The organism is Streptomyces sp. MZ04 (assembly GCF_004684775.1).
Lineage (GTDB): Bacteria > Actinomycetota > Actinomycetes > Streptomycetales > Streptomycetaceae > Streptomyces.
In genome coordinates, this window is sequence record NZ_SRIC01000213.1 from 1 (window position 1) to 14,903 (window position 14,903).

Genomic DNA, 14,903 nt, shown 5'->3' on the forward strand with positions numbered 1-14,903 from the left:
GCCCCCGCCGCACTAGGAATCGCCGCCGCAGGAGGACCCACCACCGCAAGAGGACCCACCACCGCAGGAGCTTCCACCACCGCTGTCGCCGCCGCCGGCCCACCAGCCGCCGCCGGACGCCGAGCCGGACGCCGAGCCGGACGCCCCCGAGCGGTAACCGCCGCCCCGGCCGCCCCGTCGACCGCCGGCCGCCGCCGCCAGTGCGACGACGACCAGAACCACCGCGACAAATACGAAGACGAAGACCATGACCTTCACGCCCTTTCCGTTCCCCCGAAGCAGTCCCCCCGTGGGTCCGCGTTCTTTATTGCGTTCTCGCGTGCCGTTCTCATGTGCTGTTCTTGCTTGTCGTTCTCGCGTGAATGGGGAATGCCCCGGCCCAAGCCGACCCAAAGCAGAGTTGAGGAAGTCCAGAGGTTCAGCGCAGGATGGCGGCCATGACCTCCACTTCAGGGAACGGCCGCCCGCTGCTCAACCGCCGCCTCGCCGAGTTCGGCACGACGATTTTCGCCGAGATGTCCGCGCTCGCGGTGAAAACGGGCGCGATCAACCTCGGCCAGGGCTTCCCCGACACGGACGGTCCCGAGGAGATCCGCGAGGCCGCCGTCCGCGCGCTGCGCGACGGCCGCGGCAACCAGTACCCGCCGGGCCCCGGCATCCCCGAGCTGCGCACCGCGATCGCCGCCCACCAGGAACGCCGGTACGCCCTCTCCTACGACCCCGACCGCGAGGTCCTGGTCACGGCGGGCGCCACTGAGGCGATCGCGGCGTCGCTGCTGGCCCTGGTGGAACCGGGCGACGAGGTGATCGCCCTGGAGCCGTACTACGACTCGTACGCGGCGTCGATCGCGCTCGCGGGCGGCAAGCGCGTACCCGTGACCCTGCACCCGGACTCGGCGGCCGGCCGCTTCCGTCTTGACCTGGACGAGCTGCGCGACGCGATCACGCCACGCACCCGCCTGCTGCTCCTCAACACCCCGCACAACCCGACCGGCACGGTCCTCACCCGCGACGAGCTGACCCAGATCGCGGCGCTCGCCGTCGAGCGCGATCTCCTCGTCATCACGGACGAGGTCTACGAACACCTCGTCTTCGACGACGGCGACGGCACGGCGCACATCCCGCTCGCCTCCTTCCCCGGCATGCGCGAGCGCACGGTGACGATCGGCTCGGCGGGCAAGACGTTCTCGTTCACGGGCTGGAAGGTCGGCTGGGTGACGGCGACGCCGGAGCTCGTGACGGCGGTCCGCTCGGCCAAGCAGTTCCTGACGTACGTCTCGTCGGGCCCGTTCCAGTACGCGATCGCCGAGGCGCTGGCCCTGCCCGACACGTACTTCTCCGCCTTCCGCGAGGACATGCGCGCCAAGCGGGACCTGCTCGGCGCGGGCCTGACGGCCGCGGGCTTCGAGGTCTACCGACCGGCGGGCACGTACTTCATCACCACGGACATCAGCCCCCTCGGCGAGTCCGACGGCTTCGCCTTCTGCCGCTCGCTCCCGGAGCGGATCGGCGTGGTCGCCATCCCGAACGCGGTCTTCTACGACGATCCGAAGGCCGGCCGCGGCCAGGTCCGCTTCGCCTTCTGCAAGCGCGAGACGGTACTGCGCGAGGCGGTGGCGCGGCTCGGGCAGCTGTAAACCCGCCGCAGCAGCACGGCAAGGGCCCGCACCGATGAAAGATCGGTGCGGGCCCTTGCCGTATGTGTGCCGCATGTCCCCCACGGTCAGGCGGCCACAAGCCCCCGGCGCCGGCGAACAGGGGATGAACCGCGCCGGGGCAAACCTTTTAGCGGTTGGCCAGGCGGGACGTGAACGCGGCCTTCGCCGTGCCGGTCACCGAGTGGTCCTTGACCAGAGCCGCCTTGCCCGCGCTGCGGTACTTCGGGGTCGCGACGACCGCGGCGGTGAGCTTCACCTTCTGTCCCCGGGTGTCGGGCTCCGTGTCGGCGACTCGGATACCGAACGCGGCGTTGACGTTCGTCACCTTGGCGCCGACGTCCTTGACGGTCGGGTTCTTCTTCGCCTGGTACTTGATGAACGTCGTCGTCGAGGTGACCGGGATGTTGTAGATCCGCTCGGTGAAGTTGCTGGTCATCTTCGTGTTCCAGCCGCGGGCCTTGACGCCCCGCTTCACCGTGGTCTCCTTCACGAAGGACACGGCCTTGTTGTAGCGGACGGTCTGCTTGACGTGGGACTTCGTCTTGCTCGCCTGAACGCCGGCGAACGCCTTCAGCACGCGACGGTCCTGCAGCTGCTTGACGAAGTCGGCCTGCTTGTTCTTCGGCAGCGCCTGGAACGCCTTCAGCGTCTTGGTCATGCGCTGCTTCTTGAGGTACGACACGTACTTGCCGACCGTCAGCTTGCCCTTGGCCGGGGCCTGAGCGGAAGCAGCCTGCGTCGTGTCGGACAGCTTCAGCGTGGCTTCCATCGCCCCGGCGCTCGGCGCGGCAACCGCCGCTGCCGCTGCGGCGGCGACGAGGATGGTGGCAGTTCGACGAGCAGCGTGCTTCACGAAGACCCCTTCGGAGTTCCTGTTGACTGGCCCTGCGCCATCAACTGTAGGAACCTGACTGCCAGTTGAGTATGGGATCTTCGGGCACTGCCCTTGTGGGCAGTGCCCGAACGGGACCCCACCCGAAACCCGCAGGTGCGGAAAGAGCAGAGCCCGGCCGGAGCGCCCACCTGGTGGTGGACGGCCCGGCCGGGCTCTCGCGTACGTGCGTGAAGCCTCAGGCCTCGTCGTCACCCGGCTTCTCGTCGCCATCGGAGTCGGCGTCGGCCTCGAGGCCGAGCTGCTCGACCAGCCAGCGGTCGAACTCGATCGCGGCCCGCACCCAGCTGACGGTCGACGAGACGAAGTGCTCGAGCGCGACGCCGGTGCCGATCAGCATCTGCGCCTCGCCGATGAGGCGGACGGTGCCGTCGTCGTGGGTGTGGGTGTAGACCTTCGGCCACAGCGTGCGGCGGTTCCAGTCGTCGATCGTCTCGAGAAGCTGGGGCTTCTCGTCGATGCCGTGCGCGCGGTCGTAGAACGTCCGCACCGAGAAGACCTGCTGGTCCCCTTCGCCGCGGAACATGAAGTACGTACGGAACTCCTCCCACGGCGCCGCGAGGTCACCCTCTTCGTCGACGACGTGCTTGAGCTCCATCTGGTCCAGGAGCTGCTTGACCAGGTCCTGGTCGGGGACAACGGGGCCCGCCGGTCCATCGCCCTGCTGCGGTTCGGGCTGTCCCCCGAAATTCGGAATCGAGGACGGGTCGATGCTCACGTGCTTAGTCCCTTCGTACGGATTCCGCCATCCTCCCCCATGTCGGGCGGGGGCCCGCAACCCCCGCCCCGCATGTGTCCGGGTTCTGTCCGCTTACAGCGTCTTTCCGGTGGACGCCGCGGCTGGATCCGGTGCCGCCGGACCGACGATCAGACCGTCCCCGAAGGTGTCCACGCGGACCGTGTCGCCGTCCTTGACCTCGCCCGCGAGGATCTCCTTCGCGAGCCGGTCGCCGATGGACGTCTGGATGAGACGCCGCAGCGGGCGGGCGCCGTAGGCCGGATCGTTGCCCTCGTCGGCCAGCCAGGCAAGGGCCTCGGGGGTGACGTCCAGCGTGAGCCGCCGCTCGGCGAGCCGCTTGGCGAGCCGGCCGACCTGCAGCTCGGCGATGTGCGCGAGCTCGTCCTTGCCGAGTGCGGAGAAGACGACGAGATCGTCGAGCCGGTTGAGGAACTCCGGCTTGAAAGAGGCCCTGACGATTTCCAGAACCTGCTGCTTCTTCTCCTCCTCGGACGTGAGGGGCTCGACCAGATACTGGCTGCCGAGGTTGGACGTGAGGATCAGGATGGTGTTGCGGAAGTCGACCGTCCGCCCCTGCCCGTCGGTGAGCCGCCCGTCGTCGAGCACCTGGAGCAGGACGTCGAAGACCTCCGGGTGCGCCTTCTCGACCTCGTCGAGGAGTACGACGCTGTAGGGCCGGCGGCGGACCGCCTCGGTCAGCTGACCGCCCTCCTCGTACCCGACGTACCCGGGCGGAGCACCGACGAGCCGCGCGACGCTGTGCTTCTCGCCGTACTCGCTCATGTCGATGCGGACCATGGCCCGCTCGTCGTCGAAGAGGAAGTCGGCGAGCGCCTTGGCCAGTTCGGTCTTGCCGACGCCGGTCGGCCCGAGGAAGAGGAACGATCCGGTGGGCCGGTCGGGGTCGGCGATCCCGGCCCGCGTGCGCCGCACGGCGTCCGACACGGCCCGCACGGCCTCGGTCTGCCCGATGAGCCGCTTGCCGAGCTCGTCCTCCATGCGCAGCAGCTTCTGCGTCTCGCCCTCGAGGAGCCGCCCGGCGGGGATGCCGGTCCAGGAGCCCACCACATCGGCGATGTCGTCGGGCCCGACCTCCTCCTTGACCATGGTGTCCTTGGCCTGGACGGCCTCTTCCTCGGCCTCGGAGGCGACCTCCAGGTCGCGCTCCAGGGTCGGGATCTCGCCGTAGAGCAGCTTGCTCGCGGTGTCGAAGTCGCCGTCGCGCTGGGCGCGTTCGGCCTGGCCGCGCAGCTCGTCGAGCTTCTCCTTCAGCTCACCGACGCGGTTGAGGGACTGCTTCTCCTTCTCCCAGCGGGCGTTGAGCCCACGCAGCTCCTCCTCCTTGTCGGCGAGATCGCGCCGCAGCTTCTCCAGGCGCTGCTTGCTGGCGGGGTCGGTCTCCTTGCTGAGGGCGAGCTCCTCCATCTTCAGCCGGTCGACGGCGCGCTGGAGTTCATCGATCTCGACGGGCGAGGAGTCGATCTCCATCCGCAGCCGGGAGGCGGCCTCATCGACAAGGTCGATGGCCTTGTCGGGCAGGAACCGGGAGGTGATGTACCGATCGGAGAGCGTGGCGGCGGCGACGAGCGCGCTGTCGGCGATCTGGACCTTGTGATGGGCTTCGTACCGCCCCTTGAGCCCGCGCAGGATCGCGATCGAGTCCTCCACGGACGGCTCGGCGACGAGCACCTGCTGGAAGCGCCGCTCCAGGGCGGGGTCCTTCTCGATGCGCTCGCGGTACTCGTCGAGGGTGGTCGCACCGACCATCCGCAGCTCACCGCGGGCGAGCATGGGCTTGAGCATGTTCCCGGCGTCCATGGCGGAGTCCCCACCGGCGCCGGCGCCCACGACGGTGTGCAGCTCGTCGATGAACGTAATGATCTGCCCGTCGCTCTCCTTGATCTCGGAGAGGACGGTCTTGAGCCGCTCCTCGAACTCACCGCGGTACTTCGCCCCGGCGACCATGGCACCGAGATCGAGGGAGACGAGCCGCTTGTTCTTGAGCGACTCGGGCACGTCCCCCTTCACGATCCGCTGGGCGAGCCCCTCGACGACGGCGGTCTTGCCGACGCCGGGCTCACCGATGAGGACGGGGTTGTTCTTGGTCCGCCGGGAGAGCACCTGCACGACGCGCCGGATCTCCTGGTCCCGCCCGATGACGGGATCAAGCTTTCCTTCTCTGGCGGCCGCGGTGAAATCGGTGCCGAACTTCTCCAGGGCCTTGTACTGACCCTCCGGGTCGGGTGTCGTCACCCGGCGCCCTCCCCTTGCCTTCTCGAACGCGTCGAGCAGCTTCTTCGCGGTGGCCCCGTGCTTGCTCAGGACCTCGCCTGCGGTGCCGCCCTTGGCGGCGATGCCGATCAGCAGGTGCTCGGTGGAAAGGTAATCATCGCCCAGCTCCTTCGCCCGCTTCGCGGCATCGGCGATGACGGCGAGGAGCTCGCGGTTGGGCTGCGGCGGCGCGACCGTCGAGCCGGTGACGCTGGGCAGCGCGCCGAGCGCGCGCTCGGTGTCGCCGCGGACGGCGGCCTGGTCGGCCTCGACGGCGGCGAGCAGGTCGGCGATGTTCTCGTTTGCTTGTCGGCCTTGCCCCTCGAGCAGCGCGAGCAGCAGGTGCGCGGGGGTCAGGTCCGGGTTCCCCCCGGTCACGGCCCGGCTGGTGGCCGCGTTGATCGCGTCCCGGCTCCGGTTCGTCAGCTCGGCGTCCACGTGCTTCCTCTCCTCCTTGCGTACTGCCTCGGGCCCCGCGTACCGCCTCGGCGTGCTGCCCTGACTTTCCTGACTTCCACAGTGTACATAAAGTTGAGTCGGTTCCACTCAAGGGAGATCGGCGGCTAGGTTCCCTTCCATGGCCATAGATCCCCGCAACCCCACCGCCCCGTACCTCAGCTTCTGGCGGGAACGGCACCTCTGCACCCTGACGACTCCCCGCCCGGACGGCACCCCGCACGTGGTCCCGGTCGGCGTGACGTACGACCCGGAGGCAGGGGTCGCCCGCGTCCTCGCGAACAAGTCGAGTACGAAGGTCGCGAACATCCTCGCGGCGACGGGCGTGGACGGCCCCGGCGCGCGCGTCGCGGTCTGCCAGGTGGAGCGGCGGCGCTGGGCGACGCTGGAGGGGGTGGCGTCCATACGCACGGAGGAGGCGGCGGTAGCCGAGGCGATGGTGCGCTACGAGGAGCGGTACGGGCGGGTTCCCCGGCCGAACCCGGACCGCGTACTGATCGAGATCAGCCTGACGCGGGCGATGGGCAAGGCGTAACGCCTCGCGGAGTCCGGACACACCACAGCGGCGCCACCGTGTTCAGGTCCACGGTGGCGCCGCTGCTGGGGGAAGCACCTGCGCGATGTGCAACGACGGGGGATCGCGTCAGGCGCTGCGGGGGGTGGCTGTAATGGCTCTTGTAGTGGTGGAGCTGGTGGAACGAGTGGTGGAACCCTGCTGACTCTTCTGCCGGCCCGGCTGCTGCTCCTGGTCCTGCTCGCCGACCAGCTGATGGTCACGCCGGTCGAGATTGACGAAGACCATCCCGTACCGAATGGCACACCGCACGGGCTGCGGCGCACCGCGCGGCCGCCGGAGACACCGGTAGGCCCGGATCTCCTCTTCCTCGTCCCGGGTGACGACGATGGGTTCGCCGAGGAGAGTGACCATCAGCGAGTCGCCTGCGTGGGGTATCGCGGTGGCGAGATCGATGAAGTGCCAGCCGGATCGGTAGGCGGTGGCCATTTCTCGGCGGAAGGTGCGGTCGTCGGGAGGGGTGCTCATGCGGTGCCTCCCGCCGGCGCCACTCCCCAGACCAAGTCTCCAGGCAGGGCCGAAACGGAAGTTGCCTTCTCGGGCTTGGTCCCCCAAACAAGATCACAGGTACTCACCGTGCCCATGACCAGCCCTGCGGAGAAGGTGGTGACAAGCACCGAGCGAAGCATGCGCTTAAACATGGTCGGCTTCGTCCTCACTTGGTAGATTCCTCTCCCCCGGCTCAACAAGACGATGTCTCAATTCAGCACGTCAAAGCCACAGGGTGGATGCATCATGTTCCTGCACGTTCAGGACCCTGGGGGGTGGAGATTTGCTGACAACAAGCGCAATACCGACACATCCTCACCCCTCAACTCCACTTTGCGTTGAGGGATCGAAGCTCTACGCCAGCGCTCTGCGTACGGGCCGCATCACACGCGCGGAGGCCGAGAAGGTTCCCTGTCTGGCGGAATCCGGGCTCGTGCACCCGGACCCCGACGACGCCGACTGGCTGCGGCCGGTCCCGCCGTCCGCCGCGCTCGCCCAGCGGCTGCACCCCATCGAGCGCGAAATACAGGAACGCCGAAGAGTCGCCGTCGAACTGACCGACATCTTCGAGCCGTTTATGGCCATCACCTCCCACATGGAACCCACCACTCAGGGGTTCACCGTGCTGGAGGGGGACGCCCGCATCGGCGCCGTCATCGAACGCGCCACAGCGGAGTGCCGATCCGAGATACTCACGATCCAGCCGGGCGGCGGCCGCAGCGAGAACGTGCTCAACCTGGCGATGAAGCGTGGTCAGACCGTCATCGACCGCGGCATCACCATGCGTACGCTCTACCAGCACACCGTCAGGCACAGCCAGGGAACGCTGGCCTACGCGGCGCGCATGGCCCAGGGGAACGTCGAAGTACGAACCCTGGAGGAACTGGTCGACCGGCTGATGATCTTCGATCGCAGCGTCGCCCTGATTCCCGCTCACACCGACTGCGAGGCGGCCCTGGAGCTCCGGCACCCGGGCCTCATCGAGTACCTGGCCAAGGTTTTCGAGCAGCTCTGGAGCCGGGCGACCCCGCTGGTCGAAGAAGTGCCGTACGCGCCGCCCACCGACGGAATCACCGGCGTTCAACGCACGATCGCCAAACTCCTCATCGAAGGTCACGTGGACGAGGCGATCGCCCGCCGTCTGGGCATGAACGTCCGCACCTGCCGCGCCCACATCGCTAAGATCGCCGCCGCCCTGGGCAGCGGCAGCCGCGCTCAACTCGGTTTTCTGATCGCCCAGTCCGGGATCCTGGACAAGGATCACTGAGCAAGGATCACTGAACGCGGTCAGAGAGCGAGCCGAACGTGGTGAACGAGCTCCATGCGCACGGACCCGACGAACTGTGTGAGGCGGGCTCGGCCCTGTACGCCCGCGCGCTGAGCGAGGGCCGTATCCGAAGCGAGGAGGCCGAACCGGCGCCCTGCCTCATCGACTTCGGCCTCCTGCACCCCGACATCGACGCCATGGAGTGGCTCAAGCCCACTGCACCCGCCGTCGTCCTCCCCCGGCTGCTCCGCACCATCGAAGACGGCATCGCGCACCAACGCCGGCGCGAGGAGCAGCTGGCCGCGATGTTCGAGCCGCTCATGGCGCTGGCCTCCGCGCAGACCGCCGAACCGGCCACCACGCAACCGACGATCACCGTGCTGCTCGGCTTCCCCCGGATCAACGCGGCCATCGACCAGGCGAGATCCGACGCCGCCGAGGAAGTCCTCATCGTCCAGCCCGGCGGGACACGGCCCGCCTGGTCGCTGGCCCAGACCCGGCCCCACGAGCAGCGGCTCCTCTCCCGCGGCGCCCGGATCCGCACCCTCTACCAGCACACGACGCGCCACGCCCTGCCCGTACTCGCCCACTACGAACAGCTGGACGGGGACGTGGAAGTGCGCACCCTGGACGAAGTCACCGACCGCCTCTTCGTCTTCGACCGGACCGTGGCCTTCATACCGGCGAGCAAGGACCGCGACATGGCCCTGGAGCTGCGCCACCCCGCCCTGGTCGACTACCTCGCCACCACCTTCGACCGCCTGTGGCGCCTGGCCACCCCCATGTTCCCCCAGGCCGCCCCACAGCTCTCGGACAACGGCGTCACCGCCCGCCAACGCGCCATAGCCGGGCTCCTGATCGAGGGCCAGACGGACACCGAAATCGCCACGCGCCTGGCCATGAACGTCCGCACGGTCCGCGTGCACATCGCCAAACTCGCCGCGACCCTCGGCAGCGAGAGCCGGGCCCAACTCGGCTACCTCATCGGCCGGTCCGGAATCCTCGACCGGAATCGCTGACCATGTTTTGGTCGATCACCGCAACGCACGATGGGGCCGGGAGGTTCCCACCTCCCGGCCCCATCAAGCTACGGCACAAAGAAACTGCGCAGAGAAACCGCACAGCGAAACCGCACAGCGAAACTACTGCTCAGGCGACCGCTTCGGGCGCCACACCACCAGCGCGCTCGCCTGCTGCACGTCCTGGTAGGGGACGAGATCGCGACGGTACGAGGCGTGCACCGCCGCTTCACGTTGCTGCATGGCGACGGCGGCTCCCTCCACGGCCGCGGAGAGCTCCGCGACGCGGGACTGAAGGGCCGCCACCTGGTTCTCCAGCTCGATGATGCGCTTGATGCCGGCGAGGTTGATGCCCTCCTCCTGCGACAACTGCTGGACGGTGCGCAGCAGTTCGATGTCGCGGGCGGAGTAGCGCCGGCCCCGGCCCGCCGTGCGGTCGGGCGAGACCAGGCCGAGACGGTCGTACTGGCGCAGCGTCTGCGGGTGAAGACCGCTCAGCTGTGCCGCCACCGAGATGACGTACACCGGCGTCTCATCGGTCAACTGGTAAGGATTTCGACGGCGGCCGTCCATCTCATGCTCCCTTCGCGGCCTGGAACAGTTCTGCCCGCGGATCGTCGTCCGCAGTCGCCTTGCGGTAGGACTCCAGGGCTTCCTTCGCACCATCGCTCAACGACGTCGGTACGGACACCTCCACCGTCACCAGCAGGTCGCCTCGCGAGCCGTCCTTGCGGACCGCGCCCTTTCCGCGCGCCCGCATCGTACGGCCGTTGGGCGTCCCAGGTGGCAGCTTGAGCGTCACCGGGGGCCCGCCCAAGGTCGGGACCTTGACCTCGCCGCCCAGTGCCGCCTCCGGATACGTCACCGGAACCGTCACCGTGAGGTTGTCGCCCTTGCGGCCGAAGACCGGGTGGGCGTCCACGTGGACCACGACGTACAAGTCGCCGCCAGGACCGCCCCGTTCACCGGGACCGCCCTTGCCGCGCAAGCGGATGCGCTGGCCGTCGCTGACGCCCGCCGGGATGCGCACCTGCATCGTGCGCGATGACTTCGCCCTGCCCGAGCCCTTGCAGACCTCGCAGGGGGTCTCCGCGATCAGGCCGCGGCCCTTGCAGTCCACGCAGGGGTCGGTGAGGGAGAAACCTCCGCCGCCGCCCCGCGAGACCTGGCCCGTGCCGACGCAGGTCGGGCACACGCGCGGCGTGCCGTTCTTGTCGCCGGTGCCGGAACAGGCCTTGCAGGGCGCCTGGGAGGACATCCGGAGCGGGACCGTGGCCCCGTCCACCGCCTCCGTGAAGCTCAGCGTGACCTCGGACTCGATGTCCTGGCCGCGCCTGGGCTGCGTACGCGTGCCGGTCCCGGCACCCGCACCACCCCGGTTGAACAGGCCCCCGAAGACGTCACCGAGACCGCCGCCGAAGCCGCCGCCGGCACCGCCCGCTCCACCGCCGCCCGGGGCGCCGCCTCCGAAGAGGTCGCCCAGGTCGAAGTTGAACGAGCCGCCGCCGCCCGCTCCGGGGCCGGCCCTGAAGCCGCCGTTGCCGAAGAGAGCACGCGCTTCGTCGTACTCCTTGCGCTTCTTGGGGTCCCCGAGGATGTCGTTCGCCTCGGAGATCTCCTTGAAGCGCTCCTCCGCCTTGGCGTTGCCCTTGTTGGCGTCCGGGTGATTCTCGCGGGCGAGTTTCCGGTACGCCTTCTTGATCTCGGCCTCGGTGGCGTCCTTGGGGACGCCGAGGACCTTGTAGTAGTCCTTCTCGATGAAGTCCTTCGTGCTCATCCCCGACGTCCCTCCTCTCGCTTCACCAACACGGTCAGGTCAGCCCTCGTCCGGGCCACCGGTCTCCTTGTCCTCCGCCACGTCGGCGGAGTCCGCGGAAGCAGCGGCCTCGGAGTCACCCTTGGCCGGCTGCGCGCCCGGCTGCGGCTCGGCGACGGCCACCCGCGCGGGGCGGATGGTGCGCTCGCCGATGCGGTAGCCCGGCTGCAGGATCGCCACGCAGGTCGTCTCGGTGACGTCCGGCGCGTACGAGTGCATCAGGGCCTCGTGGATCGTCGGGTCGAAGGGCTCGCCCTCCTTGCCGAACTGCTGCAGGCCCAGCTTGGCGACGACCGTCTCGAGAGACTCCGCCACCGACTTGAAGCCGCCCACCAGCTCGCCGTGCTCACGCGCGCGGCCGACGTCGTCGAGGGTCGGGAGCAGCTCACCCAGGAGGTTCGCCGCGGCGATCTCCTTGACGGTGACCTTGTCCCGCTCCACCCGACGGCGGTAGTTCTGATACTCGGCCTGCAGCCGCTGGAGGTCCGCCGTGCGCTCGTTGAGCGCGGTGCGCACCTGGTCCAGCTGGGCGGTCAGACCCACGTCCTGTGCGGACGTCTTGCTTGCTGCGTCCCCGGCCGGGGACGCCGGGCCCTCCGCGATGGAGGGCTCGGCGGCCTTCGGCGCCGCGTCATCAGGGGTGGCGCCGGAGGGGACGTCGGACTTCTCGGCGTTCTCGCCGAAGCCCGGGGTCTCCTCAGTCATCAGGCGGCGCCGCCCTTCGCGTCACCGGGCTTCTCGTCGTCGACGATCTCGGCGTCCACGACGTCGTCTTCCTTGGACATGTTCGGGGCCTCGGCGCCCTCGGCACCGGGGGCAGCGCCCTCGGCACCCTGAGCGGCCTGGGCGTCCGCGTACATGGCCTGGCCGAGCTTCTGCGAGACCGCGGCGACCTTCTCGGTGGAGGTGCGGATCTCCGCCGCGTCCTCGCCCTTGAGCTTTTCCTTCAGCTCTTCGACGGCGGACTCGACCTCGGTCTTCACGTCACCGGGGACCTTGTCCGCGTTGTCCGCGAGGAACTTCTCCGTCTGGTAGACGAGCTGCTCGCCCTGGTTGCGGGACTCGGCGGCCTCGCGGCGGGCGTGGTCCTCGTCCGCGTACTTCTCGGCCTCCTGGCGCATGCGGTCGACCTCGTCCTTCGGCAGCGAGGAGCCGCCGGTGACGGTCATCTTCTGCTCCTTGCCCGTGCCCAGGTCCTTCGCGGTCACGTGCATGATGCCGTTGGCGTCGATGTCGAAGGCGACCTCGATCTGCGGGACGCCACGCGGGGCCGGCGGCAGACCGGTCAGCTCGAACATCCCGAGCTTCTTGTTGTACGCCGCGATCTCGCGCTCGCCCTGGTAGACCTGGATCTGGACGGACGGCTGGTTGTCCTCGGCGGTGGTGAAGATCTCGGACCGCTTGGTCGGGATCGTCGTGTTCCGCTCGATGAGCTTGGTCATGATGCCGCCCTTGGTCTCAATACCGAGGGAAAGCGGCGTCACGTCGAGGAGGAGGACATCCTTCACCTCGCCCTTGAGGACACCGGCCTGCAGGGCGGCGCCGATGGCGACGACCTCGTCCGGGTTCACGCCCTTGTTGGCGTCCTGGCCACCGGTCAGCTCCTTGACGAGCTCCGCGACGGCGGGCATACGGGTCGAGCCACCGACGAGAACGACGTGGTCGATCTCGGAGAGCTGGATGCCCGCGTCCTTGATGACGTTGTGGAACGGCGTCTTGCAGCGCTCCAGAAGGTCGGACGTGAGCTGCTGGAACTGGGCGCGCGTGAGCTTCTCGTCCAGGTGCAGCGGGCCCTCGGCGGAGGCCGTGATGTAGGGCAGGTTGATCGTGGTCTCGGTCGAGGACGAGAGCTCGATCTTGGCCTTCTCGGCCGCCTCGCGCAGGCGCTGGAGCGCCATCTTGTCCTTGGAGAGGTCCACGCCGTGGCCGTTGTTGAACTGCTTGACCAGGTAGTCGACGACGCGCTGGTCCCAGTCGTCACCACCGAGGTGGTTGTCGCCGTTCGTGGCCTTCACCTCGACGACGCCGTCGCCGATCTCCAGGAGGGACACGTCGAAGGTGCCGCCACCGAGGTCGAAGACGAGGATCGTCTGGTCGTCCTTGTCGAGGCCGTACGCCAGGGCGGCGGCCGTCGGCTCGTTGACGATGCGCAGGACGTTCAGGCCCGCGATCTCACCGGCCTCCTTCGTCGCCTGACGCTCCGAGTCGTTGAAGTACGCCGGGACGGTGATGACCGCGTCGGCCACCTTCTCGCCCAGGTACGCCTCCGCGTCGCGCTTCAGCTTCTGCAGGATGAACGCCGAGATCTGCTGGGGGTTGAAGCCCTTCTCGTCGATGTCCACCTTCCAGTCGGTGCCCATGTGGCGCTTGACCGACCGGATGGTCCTGTCGACGTTGGTGACCGCCTGGCGCTTGGCGACCTCGCCGACCAGCACCTCGCCGTTCTTCGCGAAGGCGACGACGGACGGCGTGGTCCTGGCGCCCTCGGCGTTGGTGATGACGGTGGGCTCGCCGCCTTCAAGAACGCTGACGACAGAGTTAGTCGTGCCCAGGTCGATGCCGACCGCACGTGCCATTTCGATTCCTCCAGAGGTACTACTTGAGTGGATCTGGCTCAAGGATGCATGAGCGCTTCGCTGGAGTCAACAGAGCTGAGTCGAGGGCACTCAACTCTTATCCCGTGCTTACGCGCAACTACGCGCCGTTCAGCTGGAGGCCAGGTACTCGGCTGCGGGTCGACCGTGGCTGGTCGCGCGGTTCCCCGCGCCCCTTCGGGGCGCCCCTCGGCGGCGCCGACGCGGCAAGGGTTGCCTGAGCGACGCAGATCACCGCCGGGCTGGCTACAGTGCGGCGGAGTAAGTGGGTAGTCTCAGTCGGACTGCGTAAGTTACCGCTTAGTAATCAGTCGTAGTCCGCTACGAAGTCTCGCCTCGCAGGCCCGAGGAGCCCCGAAATGCAACTCGCCGCGATCATCGTGTCGTTGGTCCTAATCGCGGTCGGCTTCGCGCTGTTCGGCCGTGCCACGCTGCAGATCTTCCAGTTCATGCGGCTCGGTCAGTCCGTGCCCGCCGGCACCAGGACCGATCATCCCGTCCAGCGCGCCATCACCGTGACCAGGGAGTTCCTCGGCCACACGCGCATGAACCAGTGGGGCATCGTCGGTTTCGCGCACTGGTTCGTGGCGATCGGCTTCTACACACTGCTCCTGACGATCGTCAACGCCACCGGCCAGCTCTTCCAGGCCGACTGGGTACTGCCGATCATCGGTAACTGGGCTCCGTACAACGTCTTCGTCGAGTTCATCGGGACGATGACGGTGCTCGGCATCCTGACGCTGATCGTGATCCGGCAGCTGAGCCGCCCCGACAAGCCGGGCCGCAAGTCCCGCTTCGCGGGCTCCAAGACCGGCCAGGCGTACTTCGTCGAGACCGTCATCCTCATCGTCGGCACCTGCATCTTCATGCTGCACGCCCTCGAGGGCGCCCTGCACCACGTCGACAGCTACGAGGCCTCGTTCTTCATCTCGTACCCGCTGGTCACGGCATTCAAGGGCCTCGACGTCTCCACCCTGCAGAACCTCGTCTATTTCTTCGCCGGGGTGAAGATCGCGACGTCGTTCATCTGGATGATCGTGGTCTCGCTGAAGACCGACATGGGCGTGGCCTGGCACCGCTTCCTGGCCTTCCCCAACATCTGGTTCAAGCGCGAGGCCAACGGCGCCA

Annotated in this window: 13 protein-coding genes and 1 pseudogene; 5 read left to right on the forward strand and 9 right to left on the reverse strand. The window is 68.3% G+C overall.

Annotated features, from left to right (window positions below):
* Positions 1 to 12 precede the first annotated feature (12 nt).
* Positions 13 to 258 (reverse strand): hypothetical protein, encoded by a 246-nt coding sequence (locus tag E2651_RS31590; RefSeq protein ID WP_209446297.1) that lies wholly within the window; start codon positions 256 to 258, stop codon positions 13 to 15.
* A 179-nt stretch (positions 259 to 437) separates the two neighbouring features.
* On the opposite strand from E2651_RS31590, the gene E2651_RS31595 reads away from it, so the two are divergent.
* Positions 438 to 1,637, forward strand: a complete 1,200-nt coding sequence (locus E2651_RS31595; RefSeq protein ID WP_135334678.1) for a pyridoxal phosphate-dependent aminotransferase — start codon at positions 438 to 440, stop codon at positions 1,635 to 1,637.
* A gap of 148 nt (positions 1,638 to 1,785) precedes the next feature.
* Here the strand turns inward: E2651_RS31595 and E2651_RS31600 are convergent, their stop codons facing one another.
* The 3 genes from E2651_RS31600 to clpB form a co-directional block, all read right to left on the reverse strand.
* Entirely contained in the window at positions 1,786 to 2,511 is a 726-nt protein-coding gene (locus E2651_RS31600; RefSeq protein ID WP_135334679.1) for a hypothetical protein, read from the reverse strand.
* 217 nt (positions 2,512 to 2,728) lie between these two features.
* Positions 2,729 to 3,268, reverse strand: coding sequence for a YbjN domain-containing protein (locus E2651_RS31605; RefSeq protein ID WP_135334680.1), 540 nt, complete (start codon positions 3,266 to 3,268; stop codon positions 2,729 to 2,731).
* A gap of 93 nt (positions 3,269 to 3,361) precedes the next feature.
* Complete coding sequence (gene clpB, locus E2651_RS31610; protein WP_135334681.1) at positions 3,362 to 5,998, reverse strand: ATP-dependent chaperone ClpB; 2,637 nt, start codon at positions 5,996 to 5,998, stop codon at positions 3,362 to 3,364.
* Between the two features lie 139 nt (positions 5,999 to 6,137).
* Between clpB and E2651_RS31615 the strand changes: the two genes are divergently transcribed.
* Positions 6,138 to 6,551, forward strand: coding sequence for a pyridoxamine 5'-phosphate oxidase family protein (locus E2651_RS31615; protein WP_135334682.1), 414 nt, complete (start codon positions 6,138 to 6,140; stop codon positions 6,549 to 6,551).
* Positions 6,552 to 6,659: 108 nt separating this feature from the next.
* Here the strand turns inward: E2651_RS31615 and E2651_RS31620 are convergent, their stop codons facing one another.
* Positions 6,660 to 7,058 carry a hypothetical protein gene (locus E2651_RS31620; protein ID WP_245239359.1) on the reverse strand — a complete coding sequence of 133 codons (399 nt, stop codon included), beginning with the start codon at positions 7,056 to 7,058 and terminating at the stop codon, positions 6,660 to 6,662.
* A gap of 304 nt (positions 7,059 to 7,362) precedes the next feature.
* On the opposite strand from E2651_RS31620, the gene E2651_RS31625 reads away from it, so the two are divergent.
* Together E2651_RS31625 and E2651_RS31630 are read left to right on the forward strand one after the other, a co-directional pair.
* Entirely contained in the window at positions 7,363 to 8,346 is a 984-nt protein-coding gene (locus E2651_RS31625; RefSeq protein ID WP_167828951.1) for a helix-turn-helix transcriptional regulator, read from the forward strand.
* 41 nt (positions 8,347 to 8,387) lie between these two features.
* Complete coding sequence (locus E2651_RS31630; protein WP_135334683.1) at positions 8,388 to 9,365, forward strand: helix-turn-helix transcriptional regulator; 978 nt, start codon at positions 8,388 to 8,390, stop codon at positions 9,363 to 9,365.
* Between the two features lie 123 nt (positions 9,366 to 9,488).
* Here the strand turns inward: E2651_RS31630 and E2651_RS31635 are convergent, their stop codons facing one another.
* Genes E2651_RS31635 through dnaK form a run of 4 tightly spaced genes read right to left on the reverse strand, consistent with a single transcriptional unit; the run spans position 9,489 to position 13,757 of the window.
* Positions 9,489 to 9,938, reverse strand: a complete 450-nt coding sequence (locus E2651_RS31635; RefSeq protein WP_135334684.1) for a helix-turn-helix domain-containing protein — start codon at positions 9,936 to 9,938, stop codon at positions 9,489 to 9,491.
* 1 nt (position 9,939) lies between these two features.
* Positions 9,940 to 11,142 carry a molecular chaperone DnaJ gene (dnaJ, locus tag E2651_RS31640; protein ID WP_135334685.1) on the reverse strand — a complete coding sequence of 401 codons (1,203 nt, stop codon included), beginning with the start codon at positions 11,140 to 11,142 and terminating at the stop codon, positions 9,940 to 9,942.
* A gap of 39 nt (positions 11,143 to 11,181) precedes the next feature.
* Positions 11,182 to 11,886 (reverse strand): nucleotide exchange factor GrpE, encoded by a 705-nt coding sequence (gene grpE / locus E2651_RS31645; RefSeq protein ID WP_135334686.1) that lies wholly within the window; start codon positions 11,884 to 11,886, stop codon positions 11,182 to 11,184.
* Positions 11,886 to 13,757: a molecular chaperone DnaK gene (gene dnaK / locus E2651_RS31650; RefSeq protein WP_135334687.1), complete on the reverse strand. Its 1,872-nt coding sequence runs from the start codon at positions 13,755 to 13,757 to the stop codon at positions 11,886 to 11,888. The genes grpE and dnaK overlap by 1 nt, the downstream gene beginning before the upstream one ends.
* 377 nt (positions 13,758 to 14,134) lie before the next feature.
* On the opposite strand from dnaK, the pseudogene E2651_RS31655 reads away from it, so the two are divergent.
* Positions 14,135 to 14,903: pseudogene (locus E2651_RS31655) on the forward strand (Fe-S oxidoreductase); the annotation flags it as partial.